The organism is Paraburkholderia sp. JHI2823, from assembly GCF_038900695.1.
Classification (GTDB): Bacteria; Pseudomonadota; Gammaproteobacteria; order Burkholderiales; family Burkholderiaceae; genus Paraburkholderia; species Paraburkholderia mimosarum.
This window is the reverse complement of sequence record NZ_JAYMRY010000005.1, coordinates 44324-57473: the sequence shown is the minus strand read 5'-3', so window position 1 is coordinate 57473 and position 13150 is coordinate 44324. Positions and strand designations below refer to the sequence as shown.

Annotated in this window: 12 protein-coding genes; all 12 read left to right on the top strand. The window is 66.6% G+C overall.

What is annotated here, in order from left to right; genetic code table 11:
* Positions 1-22: 22 nt before the first annotated feature.
* Positions 23-1090, top strand: a complete 1068-nt coding sequence (gene leuB, locus VSR34_RS07940) for a 3-isopropylmalate dehydrogenase (protein WP_028211088.1) — start codon at positions 23-25, stop codon at positions 1088-1090.
* 113 nt (positions 1091-1203) lie between these two features.
* Positions 1204-1338 carry a hypothetical protein gene (locus VSR34_RS07935; RefSeq protein ID WP_342962271.1) on the top strand — a complete coding sequence of 45 codons (135 nt, stop codon included), beginning with the start codon at positions 1204-1206 and terminating at the stop codon, positions 1336-1338.
* A gap of 82 nt (positions 1339-1420) precedes the next feature.
* A complete protein-coding gene (asd, locus tag VSR34_RS07930; protein WP_028211087.1) occupies positions 1421-2542 on the top strand; it encodes an aspartate-semialdehyde dehydrogenase in 1122 nt (373 codons plus the stop codon).
* 229 nt (positions 2543-2771) lie between these two features.
* Positions 2772-4940 (top strand): FimV/HubP family polar landmark protein, encoded by a 2169-nt coding sequence (locus VSR34_RS07925; RefSeq protein ID WP_342962270.1) that lies wholly within the window; start codon positions 2772-2774, stop codon positions 4938-4940.
* Positions 4941-4959: 19 nt separating this feature from the next.
* The gene (gene truA, locus VSR34_RS07920) at positions 4960-5775 is read left to right on the top strand and encodes a tRNA pseudouridine(38-40) synthase TruA (protein ID WP_028211085.1); all 816 of its coding nucleotides are present in this window, start codon (positions 4960-4962) and stop codon (positions 5773-5775) included.
* 48 nt (positions 5776-5823) lie between these two features.
* Entirely contained in the window at positions 5824-6504 is a 681-nt protein-coding gene (locus tag VSR34_RS07915; protein WP_028211084.1) for a phosphoribosylanthranilate isomerase, read from the top strand.
* Between the two features lie 76 nt (positions 6505-6580).
* Positions 6581-7774 (top strand): tryptophan synthase subunit beta, encoded by a 1194-nt coding sequence (gene trpB / locus VSR34_RS07910; RefSeq protein ID WP_028211083.1) that lies wholly within the window; start codon positions 6581-6583, stop codon positions 7772-7774.
* Positions 7775-7795: 21 nt separating this feature from the next.
* The gene (locus VSR34_RS07905) at positions 7796-8686 is read left to right on the top strand and encodes a site-specific DNA-methyltransferase (RefSeq protein WP_028211082.1); all 891 of its coding nucleotides are present in this window, start codon (positions 7796-7798) and stop codon (positions 8684-8686) included.
* A gap of 53 nt (positions 8687-8739) precedes the next feature.
* Positions 8740-9549: a tryptophan synthase subunit alpha gene (trpA, locus tag VSR34_RS07900; RefSeq protein WP_028211081.1), complete on the top strand. Its 810-nt coding sequence runs from the start codon at positions 8740-8742 to the stop codon at positions 9547-9549.
* Between the two features lie 147 nt (positions 9550-9696).
* Entirely contained in the window at positions 9697-10569 is an 873-nt protein-coding gene (gene accD, locus VSR34_RS07895) for an acetyl-CoA carboxylase, carboxyltransferase subunit beta (RefSeq protein WP_028211080.1), read from the top strand.
* A 213-nt stretch (positions 10570-10782) separates the two neighbouring features.
* Entirely contained in the window at positions 10783-12093 is a 1311-nt protein-coding gene (gene folC, locus VSR34_RS07890; protein WP_342962269.1) for a bifunctional tetrahydrofolate synthase/dihydrofolate synthase, read from the top strand.
* 61 nt (positions 12094-12154) lie between these two features.
* Positions 12155-13144, top strand: coding sequence for an SPOR domain-containing protein (locus VSR34_RS07885; RefSeq protein WP_342962268.1), 990 nt, complete (start codon positions 12155-12157; stop codon positions 13142-13144).
* Positions 13145-13150: the final 6 nt, after the last annotated feature.

Here is a 13150-nt window from a genome sequence, read left to right as displayed (position 1 = left end):
AAACCGAGCGAGGAATCACAGGATGAAGATTGCAGTGCTGCCGGGCGACGGTATCGGTCCCGAGATCGTCAAGGAAGCCGTGAAGGTGCTCAACGCACTGGGCGAGAAGTTCGAGATGGAAGAGGCGCCCGTGGGCGGCGCGGGCTACGAGGCGAGCGGCCATCCGCTGCCCGAGACGACGCTCGCGCTCGCCAGGGCCGCCGATGCGATCCTGTTCGGCGCCGTGGGCGACTGGAAGTACGACAAGCTCGAGCGCGCGCTGCGCCCCGAACAGGCCATTCTCGGCCTGCGCAAGCACCTGGAGCTGTTCGCGAACTTCCGCCCGGCGATCTGCTATCCGCAGCTCACGGGCGCCTCGTCGCTCAAGCCGGAAATCGTGTCGGGCCTCGACATCCTGATCGTGCGCGAGTTGAACGGCGACATCTACTTCGGCCAGCCGCGCGGCACGCGCGAAGCGCCAGATGGGCTCTTCAAGGGCGCGCGCGAAGGTTTCGACACCATGCGCTATGCGGAGCCCGAAGTGCGCCGCATTGCGCACGTCGCCTTCCAGGCGGCGCAAAAGCGCCAGAAGAAGCTCACTTCGGTCGACAAGGCCAACGTGCTCGAAACGTCGCAGTTCTGGAAGGACATCATGATCGATGTCTCGAAGGAATATCCGGACGTCGAGCTTTCGCACATGTACGTCGACAACGCCGCGATGCAGCTCGTGAAGGCGCCCAAGGCATTCGACGTGGTCGTGACCGGCAACATGTTCGGCGACATCCTCTCGGACGAAGCCGCGATGCTCACGGGCTCGATCGGCATGCTGCCTTCGGCCTCGCTCGACAAGAACAACAAGGGTCTGTACGAGCCGTCGCACGGCTCGGCGCCCGACATCGCGGGCAAGGGCATTGCCAACCCGCTCGCCACGATTCTTTCGGCGGCCATGATGCTGCGCTATTCGCTGGGTCGTGCTGAACAGGCGGACCGCATCGAGAACGCGGTGAAGAAGGTGCTCGAACAAGGCTATCGCACCGCCGACATCGTCACGCCCGACTGCAAGCAGGTCGGCACGGCGGCCATGGGCGACGCGGTGGTCGCAGCGCTGTAAGGTCGTACAAGGGCACGCTGTCGCAGGCGTGTCCTTTTTTAATTCGCGCGCCTGAAGAACGGGTGCGGCAAATAGCGGAATTGGCGGTTTTTCCCGCGCAATCAGGCTCTTTCGTGTATATTGCACCGATGGCGAAGATCTCCCCGATCACGACTGTTACGAACATCCGCGGCACGGCCCGCGCGATTTCGCTCGCCATCACCACTAAAACCACGAAAACGATTATCAAAACGATCACCATTCGTTGATCGCTCGTCGTGCCCGCCCATCTTCCCCGCGCGGCCACGCCGGGCGAGCGAAGCGGGGAAGTGTCCATCTCAAGGGTTAGTCATGAACGTAGGTCTCGTAGGTTGGCGCGGCATGGTCGGCAGCGTGCTGATGCAGCGCATGCAGGAAGAACGTGATTTCGACCTGATCGAACCGGTGTTTTTCAGCACCAGCAACGCAGGCGGTGCGGCTCCGTCGTTCGCCAAAAACGAGACGAAGCTCAAGGACGCGAACAGCGTCGACGAGCTCAAGAAGTGCGACATCATCATCACGTGCCAGGGCGGCGACTACACCAACGAGGTGTATCCGAAGCTGCGCGCGGCGGGCTGGAACGGCTACTGGATCGACGCCGCCTCGGCGCTGCGCATGAAGGATGACGCGGTCATCGTCCTCGACCCGGTCAACCTCGACGTCATCAAGGATGCGCTCGTCAAGGGCCAGAAGGACTTCATCGGCGGCAACTGCACAGTCAGCCTGATGCTGATGGCGCTGGGCGGCCTGTTCCGCGAGAACCTCGTCGACTGGATGACGGCCATGACGTACCAGGCCGCTTCGGGCGCGGGTGCGCAGAACATGCGCGAACTGCTCTCGCAGATGGGCGCGCTTCACGCGTCGGTGAAGGACGATCTGGCGAATCCGTCGTCGGCCATTCTCGACATCGACCGCAAGGTGCTCGCCACGATGAACAGCGACGCCATGCCCACCGACCACTTCGGCGTGCCGCTCGCGGGCTCGCTCATTCCGTGGATCGACAAGGACCTCGGCAACGGCATGTCGAAGGAAGAGTGGAAGGGCGGCGCGGAAACCAACAAGATTCTCGGCAAGCCGGCCATGGGCCAGCCGGGCTCGATTCCGGTGGACGGCCTGTGCGTGCGTATCGGCGCGATGCGCTGCCACTCGCAGGCGCTCACGATCAAGCTGAAGAAGGACGTGCCGCTCGACGAGATCGACGGCATCCTCGCGTCGGCCAACGACTGGGTCAAGGTCGTGCCGAACCAGCGCGAAGCTTCCATGCGCGATCTGTCGCCGGCTGTGGTCACGGGCACGCTGTCGGTGCCGGTGGGCCGTCTGCGCAAGCTTGCGATGGGCGGCGAATATCTGTCGGCGTTCACGGTCGGCGATCAGCTGCTGTGGGGCGCGGCCGAGCCGTTGCGCCGCATGCTGCGCATTCTGCTGGACAAGTGAATGAATTAAACTACGCGGCTAATGACGCGTAGGCAGGGTGAAAAGCGCCGCGCCAGCCGCGGCGCTTTTTTATTGCATCCGCCGATGCGATCGACCCAAAGCACATTCCTATTTGATCGACAGCCGCAAGAGCGGTATGCCAGGGCAACTGATGATCGTTCGATTTGATTCTGATTCCGCCGCGTTTCGTGCACGGCGCGTCCTGGGGCGGCGCGCGGTTCACGCCACGGTGGCAGCGGCAGCTTTCCTGTTTTGCGGCCTTGCTGCCGCGCAGGGCGGCGCGAGTGCGGCGCAGCCCGCGGCGGCGTCCGCAGCCGCGGCGAGCACAGCCGGGCATTACACCGTGCACCCGGGCCAGTCGCTGCACGACGTGGCCGTCGACCTCACGCAGTCGCATGACAAGGCGACGCTCGCGCGCATGAGCCAGGCGTTGTTCGAAGCGAATCCCGGCGCGTTCATCAAGCAGGATCCCAGCCGCATGCGTGTGGGCGCGACGCTGAACGTGCCCGCCACGCCGGATCTCTCCAGCGAGGCGGCTGGCATGACGGCTGTTTCGGGTGCGGCGGCCACCAGTGCACCCGCCACGGCAGCGACAGCGCCTGCTGCGTCGGCGGCTTCGGAAAGCGCACCTGCCGCAGCTTCGAGCGCTTCTGCGCAGGCCGCATCGGCTGCGTCGTCCCCAACTGCCGCCACGGCTGGCGCAAGCTCGGCCAGCGCGGCGGCGACTGTTGCGGCAACGTCCGCGGCGGTCGCGGCGAGCGGTCCGGAGGCGGCCGCGCTAGGCGCGTCCGGGGCGGCAGTGGCGGGCGCCAGCGCTGCAGCGCCGGCCTCGGCCGCCAGCGACTCGCACGTCTGGAGCGGGGCGGTCCAGGCGACGCCGGCCAGCGCCGCGTCGGCTCAAGGCGCCAAGGGCGCACCCGTGCCGGTCTCCAGCCTGCAGCAACTCCTCGCTTTGAAGAACCGCGTGCTGATGGCATTGCAACAGCACGGCATCGGCAAGCCAGCGCAGACGGCGGGTGCTGCGTCCGCAGGTTCGGCTGCGTTGCCGGGCGGCGCGCCCGTGCAAAACGGCGGCGCGACTCGCGGTCAACCGGAACTCTCGCCGGTGGCCATGGGCACCGTGGGCGCGATCGTCGTGGCGCTGCTGGCGTTGTTCGTGCGCCTGCTCACGCGCAGGCGCAAGGTTTCGGAGGCCACGTCTGAAACGCAGGAGACTGCGTCAGAAGCGGCGGCCGGGCAGCCTCCGGTATCGCGCGAGCCGATTGCGCACGACGGGGATCGCCCGGCTGTGAACGAGGAGGCGCCGCCGGTCGCGGCCGATAAGGACGCCGTATCGATCACCCCGGTGCCGACGCCCGTCGTCTCATCCGCGCCGCTGGAACACGACGAAACGTCCGCACACGCCGCCGCTGCCCCGAGTCACGACGTCGAAGCACTTCCGCCGACGCTCACTGAGACGCTGCATCCGGCACCCGAAGCGCAGGCAACCCGCCCGTCGCACGACGAGGCGGCACACGGTGTTGAAGCGGAGGAGCCGCAGACCGTCGCCGGCGCGACTGAAGCGGCTAGCCTCGCCGCCGCCGCAGAGCTCGGCGCCGAGGCGCTCCCGCCCGAAAGCGTCGCTGCATCGCGCGCAGCCGAAGACGCCGAGGCGCGTGCCCGCGCACTCGAAGAGCCGGTGAAGCAGGCCAAGGAGCCCGCCGCCGCGCCGGCGGACGCGGTGGACTTCGCCGAGGGCGCACCGAAAACGGAGCAAACGGAGCAAACACCGCAGGCCGAGCCGCCCATCGCGCAACCTCAGCACGTGGCCGAAGCGTTCGAACGCCCGTCGGTGGGGCGAGTCGCGCCTGAAGTACCCTCAACCACCGCGGTTCCCCCGGCAGACACGAGCTATCCCGAAGTGCCGATCGCATTCCCTCACGATGCGATAGAAGCGCTGGGCGGCATCGACCTGCCCCTGCCGCCGCGTATCGTGGAGCCGGGCGAGCCGGTCGTGCCCATGGCGCCGCTCTCGACCGAGCCGGCCGCCACGCCCGAAGCGTCGGCGCGTCTGTCGTCGCCGTTCTTCGAGCCGCCTCCGCCGCTGGCGGGCGAGGCCATCGAGGCGGGCACGGCGGGCGCAGGCGCGCTCGCGGGCCTCGGCGCGCCGCGCTTTGGCGCGCTCACACTCGACTTCGACCTGAATCTGCCGCCAGATTCCGCCGAGCCGCTGCCCGTCTTCACGCCCGAACAGCTTGCGCGCATCGCGCGCAACAAGCTCGACCTCGCGAAGGAATACATCGCGCTCGGCGACGTGGCCGGTGCGCGCTCGCTCATCAACGAAGTGATCGAGTCGAACGACCACGCCACGCGCAGCGACGCGCAGGCGCTGCTGTCGACGCTCGCGCCGCTCTCGTGACGCCGCTGCCGCAAGCCGTATGCGTATCGCGCTAGGAATCCAGTACGACGGCGCCGCGTTTTGCGGCTGGCAGTCACAGCCGCATGGCAAGACGGTGCAGGACGCGCTCGAGCGCGCGCTGCGCGAGTTCGCCACCGTGCCGCTGCCCACGATCGTCGCGGGCCGTACCGACACGGGCGTGCACGGTCTCGGTCAGGTGGTCCACTTCGACACCGACCTCGATCGCACGCCGTTCTCGTGGGTTCGCGGCACGAATGCGTTCCTGCCGTCCACGGTGGCCGTGCAGTGGGCGAAGCCCATGCCCGATGCGTTCCATGCGCGCTTCGCGGCGTTCGAGCGCACGTATTACTACGTGCTCTACGTGAACGCCGTGCGCTCGCCGATGCTGGCCGCGCGTGCGGGCTGGATCCACACGCCGCTCGACGTCGAGGCCATGCGCGAGGCGGCCGCGCATCTCATCGGCGAGCACGATTTTTCGGCGTTCCGTTCGTCGGAGTGCCAGGCGAAGACGCCCGTGAAGCACCTGTACCAGATCGACATCCGGCCGCAGGGCGACTTCATTCACTTCCGGTTTCGGGCCAATGCGTTCCTGCACCACATGGTGCGCAACCTGATGGGTTGCCTCGTCGCGGTGGGGCGCGGGCGCTATCCGGCTGGCTGGCTAGCCGAGGTGCTGGCGGGGCGCGACCGCACCCAGGCCGCGCCGACCTTCATGCCGGACGGCCTCTATCTCGCGCAAGTAGGCTATCCTGACGAGTTCGCGGTACCCGCGCCGCATACGGCCAGCGTGCCGTGGAGCGCGATCTGGAGCGACGCGCCGGAAGGCAAGGCCTGAAGCTCCGCCAGCCGCTTGAATCAACGAAACGACACCGCATCGAGAACCATGACGTCCGCCGACCAACCCGCCGCCGCGCACCGCACCCGCATCAAGCTGTGCGGACTTTCGACGCCCAGGGCGGTCGCGCACGCCGTTGATCTCGGCGCCGACGCCGTCGGTCTGGTGTTCTATCCGCCCAGCCCGCGTTCGGTGAGCGTGGCGCAGGCGGTCGAACTCACGCACGACCTGCCGCCTTTCGTCTCGGTGGTGGGCCTCTTCGTGAACGCCACGCCCCAGTGGATGAGCGAAGTGGCGAGCAACGTCTCGCTTACCATGCTGCAGTTCCACGGCGACGAAACGCCGGAACAGTGCGAGTCGCTCGCCTCCGTTGCCGGTTTGCCCTGGTTGCGCGCGCTACGGGTGGCGGCCGATACTCAGCAGGCCGATTTGATAGAATCGGCAAATCGTTATTCATCAGCCAGCGGCCTGTTGTTCGACACCCATGTCGAAGGTTACGGCGGCGGCGGAAAGGTCTTCGATTGGTCACTTATTCCCGCAGGTCTCGCGCGTCGGGCCGTTTTGAGTGGTGGCTTGAACGCGCAAAACGTCGGTGATGCGATTCGCCAGGTGCGTCCGTTTGCCGTCGATGTCTCCAGTGGCATCGAGGTTCCGGGCGCAAAGGGCGTGAAGGATCACGCCCGCATGGCGGCGTTCGTGCGCGCAGTGCGCGAAGCGGACGCGGGATGAATCCGGGGCGCATGCCCCTTTGGCCGGCGCGGCCCACGCAACGTGGGCCTCAGAGGACCGGCCCAGTGAGTGACTTATGTACAATCTGCCCGACGAACGAGGCCATTTCGGCCCCTATGGCGGCGTGTTCGCTGCCGAAACCCTCATGCAGGCGATCGACGAACTGCGCGTCGCCTACGCGAAATTCAAGGACGACCCCGACTTCGTCGCCGAATATCGGCGCGAGTTGAAGCATTTCGTCGGCCGTCCGTCGCCGATTTATCACGCCGAACGCTGGAGCGAGCTGCTGGGCGGCGCGCAGATCTATCTGAAGCGCGAAGACCTGAATCACACCGGCGCGCACAAGGTGAACAACGTGATCGGCCAGGCGCTGCTCGCCAAGCGCATGGGCAAGCCGCGCGTGATCGCCGAGACCGGCGCGGGCCAGCACGGCGTGGCCACCGCGACCATCGCCGCGCGTTTCGGCATGGAGTGCGTGGTCTACATGGGCGCCGAGGACGTGCGCCGCCAGGCCGCCAACGTCTATCGCATGAAGCTGCTGGGCGCGACCGTCGTTCCCGTGGAGTCGGGCTCGCGCACGCTCAAGGACGCGCTCAACGAAGCCATGCGCGACTGGGTCACCAACGTCGAAAACACGTTCTACATCATCGGCACCGTCGCAGGGCCGCACCCGTACCCCATGATGGTGCGCGACTTCCAGCGCGTCATCGGCGACGAGTGCCGCGTGCAGATGCCCGAAATGACGGGCCGCCAGCCTGACTCCGTGATCGCCTGCGTGGGCGGCGGATCCAACGCAATGGGCATCTTTTATCCGTACATCGACGATAGTTCGGTGCAGTTGATCGGCGTCGAGCCCGCGGGCGACGGCATGGAGACGGGCCGCCACGCCGCCTCGCTCGCCGCCGGCACCGTTGGCGTGCTGCACGGCAACCGCACTTACCTGCTTCAGGACGAGAACGGCCAGATCATCGAGACGCATTCGATCTCGGCGGGTCTCGACTATCCGGGCGTGGGCCCCGAACACGCGTGGCTCAAGGACAGCGGCCGCGCGCAGTACGTGACGATCGACGACGAGGAGGCGCTCAAGGCCTTCCACGACTGCTGCCGTATCGAAGGCATCATTCCGGCGCTCGAATCGAGCCACGCGCTCGCCTATGCGGCGAAGCTCGCGCCCACGTTGCCCAGGGAGAAGATCCTGCTGGTGAACCTGTCGGGCCGCGGCGACAAGGACATGCACACGGTCGCCGAGCGATCGGGCATCCAGTTCTGAGCGCCGGGAGCGACGCAAGCGATGCGTGACGAGTTCGACGAGCCGGAAGTGCCGGCACCCGTGGGCGAGGTGAACGCCGAAGCGGCTGCGCTGGAAGCCGCCGAAGCGGTTGCCCAGGCCGCTGTCGTTGTGCCCACGGTGCCCGCCACCATCCGGCTCCAGAACCGCGATTTTCTGACCGATGCCGCGAATCTGCCCGACGCCTCGATCGACCTGATCGTCGCCGATCCGCCTTACGGGCTCGGCAAGGACTACGGCAACGACTCCGACATGCGTTCCGGCGAGGACTTCCTCGCCTGGACGTACGCATGGCTCGATCTCGCGATACCGAAGCTCAAACCCACGGGTTCGCTCTACGTGTTCTGCACGTGGCAGTACGCGCCCGAGATCTTCGTCTATCTCAAGTCGAAACTCACGATGATCAACGAGATCGTCTGGGATCGTCGCGTGCCCAGCATGGGCGGCACGACGCGCCGTTTCACGTCGGTACACGACAACATCGGTTTCTTCGCGGTTTCGAAGGATTATTACTTCGATCTCGATCCCGTCCGCATCCCCTACGATGCCGCCACGAAGAAGGCGCGTTCGCGCAAGTTGTTCGAAGGCAGCAAGTGGCTGGAGCTCGGCTACAACCCCAAGGACGTCTGGTCCGTCTCGCGGCTGCATCGCCAGCACGCGGAGCGCGTGGATCATCCCACCCAGAAGCCCCTGGAGATCGTCGAGCGCATGGTGCTCGCGAGCTGCCCGCCGGGCGGCCGCGTGCTGGACCCGTTCATGGGCAGCGGCACCACCGCAGTCGCTTGCGCGCGTCAGCAGCGCGAATTCGTCGGCTATGAAATCAACGAAAGTTACTGCGCGATCGCGCGCGAACGCGTGAGCGCGGCCGCGAGCGCCGTCGCGGCCGGCGCCTGATGCGCCGCCGCCGGACTCAAGCGCAGTGACACCCAAAAACTGAGGACCCTGAAATGTCCCGTATCAAGACCACGTTCGAGGCGCTTGCCGCCCAAGGCCGCAAAGGCCTGATCCCGTTCATGACGGCGGGCGACCCCGATCCCGCGCGCACTGTCGAATTCATGCACGCGCTGGCCGCCGGCGGCGCCGATGTCATCGAGCTGGGCGTCCCGTTCTCGGACCCGATGGCCGACGGCCCCGTGATCCAGCAGTCGTCAGAGCGCGCGCTCGAGAAGGGCGTGACGCTCAGGAGCGTGCTCGCCGACGTGAAGCGCTTTCGCGAAACCGACAACAAGACGCCCGTCGTCCTGATGGGCTACGCAAACCCCATCGAGCGCATGGGCGCCGAAGCGTTCGCGCAGGCCGCGCAGGAAGCGGGCGTGGACGGCGTGCTCGTGGTGGACTATCCGCCCGAGGAATCGGTGGATTTCTCCGCAAAGATGAAGGCCGCCGATATCGACCCCATCTTCCTGCTCGCACCGACCTCCACGGACGAGCGCATCGCCGAAGTCGGGCGCGCCGCGAGCGGCTATGTCTATTACGTATCGCTCAAGGGTGTGACGGGCGCGGCCAATCTCGACGTGACGAGCATCGCGAGTAAAATCCCGGCGATCAAGAAGCATGTCTCGCTGCCCGTCGGCGTGGGCTTTGGCATTCGCGATGCGCAAACGGCTGCGGCCGTCGCGCAGGTTTCGGACGCCGTAGTGATCGGCAGCCGCATCGTGCAACTGCTCGAACAGGCGTCGCCGGAAACGGCCGCCGACACGCTGACGCAGTTCATCACCGGCATTCGTGTAGCGTTGGACGAAGTTTCCGTCGGCTGAGGCTGTCGGCCAACGCTGTTGGCTGGAACGAAGAGTGCTGTAAAATCCACTTTTCGCCATGCGCGGCCGGGGTCGGAACCCGCTCGGTTTCAAGAGCTTGAACCGATCCCCCGCGCCCGCATCACGATGGTCAAAGAAGGAAAATCAATGAGCTGGCTCGACAAACTGCTGCCGCCCAAGATCAAGCAAACCGATCCGAAAAGCCGCAAGAGCATTCCGGAAGGGTTGTGGATCAAGTGCCCGTCGTGCGAGGCGGTCCTGTACCGCAACGACGTCGAGGCGAATCTCCACGTCTGCCCGAAGTGCGATCACCACATGCGCATCGGCTCACGCGAGCGTCTTGACGGCCTGCTCGATCCGGAAGGCCGCTATGAAATCGGCCAGGAGATCATTCCGGTCGACGCGCTCAAGTTCAAGGACAGCCGCAAGTACCCGGACCGTCTGAAAGAGGCGATGGACGAAACCGGCGAAACCGACGCCATGGTGGTGATGGGCGGCGCGATCCGCACGCTGCCCGTGGTGGTGGCCTGCTTCGAGTTCTCGTTCATGGGCGGCTCGATGGGCTCGGTGGTCGGCGAGCGCTTCGCGCGCGGCGCGCAGAACGCGCTCGAGCAACAGGTGCCGTTCATCTGCGTCACGGCTTCGGGCGGCGCTCGCATGCAGGAAAGCCTGCTTTCGCTCATGCAGATGGCCAAGACCACGGCCATGCTGACCAAGCTGTCCGACGCAAAGCTGCCGTTCATCTCCGTGCTGACCGACCCGACCATGGGCGGCGTATCGGCGAGCTTCGCGTTCCTCGGCGATGTGGTGATTGCCGAGCCGAAGGCGCTGATCGGCTTTGCCGGCCCGCGCGTGATCGAGCAGACCGTGCGCGAAAAGCTGCCGGAAGGCTTCCAGCGCGCCGAATTCCTGCTGCAGAAGGGCGCGATCGACATGATCGTCGATCGCCGCAAGCTGCGCGACGAAATCGCACAAATGCTGGCGCTGCTGCAACGCCAGCCTGCTGACGCGGTGGCCTGAGCCCCGCTTCGAGCGATCCGCGGCGCTACCGGTTGCCGTAGGCCGCACCGCTTGACCCCAACGCGCCGCGAGCGAAAGCAACCGGCGCGTTGTCATTTCCGCGATAATGCCGTTCTTTCCAAGCGGATCGTTCGTGCGAAGTTCACATGGATCCGCGTGAACCGAACGCCCGCTAAGGCGTCTCACGCGCAGCACCTGGCCATTTCTATCCCGATGAGTACCTTTCCCACCCTCGACGCGTGGCTCACGCATCTCGAAACCGCGCATCCGGTCGGCATCGACATGGGGCTCGACCGCATCACCCAGGTGAAGAACGCGCTGAACCTCGAGTTCGCATGTCCGATCTTCACGGTCGGCGGCACGAACGGGAAGGGCTCGACCTGCGCGATCCTCGAAACGATCCTGCTCAAGGCCGGCTATCACGTGGGCTGCCACACGTCGCCGCATCTGCTCGCGTTCAATGAGCGCGCGCGCATCGACGGCCAGCAGGCGAGCGACGCCGAGCTGCTGCCGCACTTCGAGGCCGTGGAAGCCGCGCGCAATTCACTCGCAAAGCCGGTGACGCTCACCTATTTCGAGTTCACGACGCTCGCGATCATGCATCTGTTCGCTTCGCGCAGGCTCGACGCCGTGATCTTCGAAGTGGGTCTCGGCGGGCGTCTGGACGCCGTCAACGTGCTCGACACCGACTGCGCGATCATCACGAGCATCGACCTCGACCACACGGAATATCTCGGCGACACGCGCGAGAAGATTGCCTTCGAGAAGGCCGGCATCTTCCGCCCTGGCAAGCCGGCCATCTGCGCCGACCCGATGGCGCCGCAATCGCTGATCGATCATGCCGAGGCGATCGGGGCCGAACTGTGGCTCTTCGGCCGCGATTTCCGTTACGAAGGCCAGCCGGGCAGCGAGCGCCAGCAGTGGAGCTACGTGGGCCCGACGATGCGGCGCTCGGCGCTCGCCTATCCCGCGCTGCGCGGCGCGAACCAGCTCATCAACACGTCGGCGGCGCTCGCAGGCCTGGAAGCGCTGCGCGACCGCCTGCCGGTTTCGGCGCAGGACATCCGACTCGGCCTCGCCAACGTCGAGCTGCCGGGCCGCTTCCAGGTGCTGCCGGGCAAGCCTTCGATCATCCTCGACGTCGGCCACAACCCGCATGCAGCGGCCGTGCTCGCGCAGAACCTCGGCAGCATGGGCTATTTTCCGTACACCTACGCCGTGTTTGGCGCGATGCGCGACAAGGACATCGCGGGCGTGGTCGAACATCTGAAGGGCGAGATCGACCACTGGTGCGTGACCGGTCTGCCGCTGCCGCGCGCCGCCACGGCCGAACAGCTCGAGGCGGTGCTGCGCGACGCGGGGGTGACCGATGGCGCCGACAGCAGCGTGACGCGCTACGAAAACCCCGCTGCCGCGTTTCAAGATGCGCTAAAACGTGCTACTGAAAATGATAGAATCCTGGTCTTTGGAAGTTTCCTGACAGTCGCCGGGGTCATGGCCTGGCGAAAATCGCAGCAGCACTGACCGCCCGGCACCGCACGCCGCCCACGCAAGACAGGCCAGGTAGGCCAACAGCAAGCCATACATGGGAATTTTCTCGTTCGGCAAAAAAGATGATGCGCACGCGCCCCGCCGGCGCGGCGCTGAGTCCGGCCCCAGCCGGCGTAGCAACCCGAGCACGCGCGTGGAACGGCGCAGCCGCCGGCCGGACCGGTCGGGGGACGCCGAGGCAATGCTGCTCGACCCCACGCTCCCTGAAAAGCAACGCGCGCGCCGCCGCCTCGTCGGTGCGATCGCGCTGGTGCTCGCGGCCATCGTGATCCTGCCGATGGTGCTCGATTCGCACCCGAAGCCCGTCACCGACGATATCGCCATCGACATCCCGAGCCGCCCGGCCGCCAAGGCCGCCGCGCGCCACGACGCCGAAGACACGCAAGCCGGCGTCGCTCCCGACAATCCCGCGCCAGCCGTTGCCACGCCGGGCGCGTCGGGCCTCGCGGCCGCTGCGGCCGCGCAGACCGCCCAGACCGCGCAAGACACCGAAAAGACCCCCGCAGCACCCGCCAAAAAGTCCGCGCAAGGGGCAACCGCTCCGGCTCAATCGACCCAATCGACCCAATCGACCCAATCGACCCAATCGACCCAATCGGCCGATGCGGCCCAAGGCGCCACGCAGCCCGCGCACGCCGGCAAGCCCGCCGCTCAGCAGGCGGCTTCGGCTGGCACGGCTGTCGCCGCGCACGGCAAGACGCAGAGCACCGCCGCGGCCGAGAGCGCGGACACCGGCGACGCGAACGGCGCGAAAGCCGACTCAGGAACGCCGGCGGCGCCGCCGGGCGCGCGTTTCGCGGTGCAGCTCGGCGCCTTTTCGAACGAGACGACGGCGCGCAACTGGGTCACGAAGTTGAAAGCGGCGGGCGTGCCCGCATATGTAGAGCAGCGAAAGGCAGCAGACGGCACGACGCGCACGCTCCTGCGCGCCGGCCCGTTCCCGGACCGCGCGTCGGCCACCGCGGCGATCGCGAAAGTACGCGGCGCCGGCCTGATGGCGGGTTCGAACGGCAACGCGGAATAACCCGCC